Below are 526 nucleotides of genomic sequence, written 5' to 3'. Positions count from 1 at the left end.
AACTTATTGTTGTTGATAATAAATCTGATAAAGTAGAAGCTGCCAATGCTGTTATGCGCTTAACCGCAAGTGATAAAGTAAATGGAATCATCGGGAGTTATGGCTCTTCACTCTCATTGGCTGGTGGAGAAATATCTGAAAAAGCGAAAACGCCAACTATTGCAACTTCCTCAACAAGTCCGCTTGTTACACAAGGCAAGAAATATTACTTTCGCGCTTGCTTCGTTGATTCTTACCAAGGTATAGGAGTTGCAACTTACGCAATTCAAACTTTACATGCAAAAAAAGCTGCTATACTCAAAGATATATCAAATGATTACGCCATTGGTCTTGCCAGTTATTTTGCGCGCTCTTTTAAAAAACTAGGTGGTGAGATTATCTCAAATTTAAACTATAATTCTGGAGATCAGGACTTTTCAGCTGTTCTCACACAGATTATAGCACAAAATCCCGATATCTTATTTATTCCGTCCTATTTTTCTGAAGGTGCCATCATCATGAAACAAGCGCGTGAATTAGGTGCAAA

1 protein-coding gene is annotated in these 526 nt (G+C 37.6%); it reads left to right on the top strand.

All coding sequences use genetic code 11. The annotated features are described in order from the left end of the window. The coding region (locus tag ACFINS_RS11320) for an ABC transporter substrate-binding protein (RefSeq protein WP_375706324.1) at positions 1–526 on the top strand (526 nt) is incomplete at both ends.

Origin of the sequence: Bartonella sp. AA2SXKL, from assembly GCF_042197205.1 — a bacterium.
GTDB lineage: Bacteria > Pseudomonadota > Alphaproteobacteria > Rhizobiales > Rhizobiaceae > Bartonella.
This window is presented reverse-complemented; position numbering and strand designations above follow the sequence as displayed.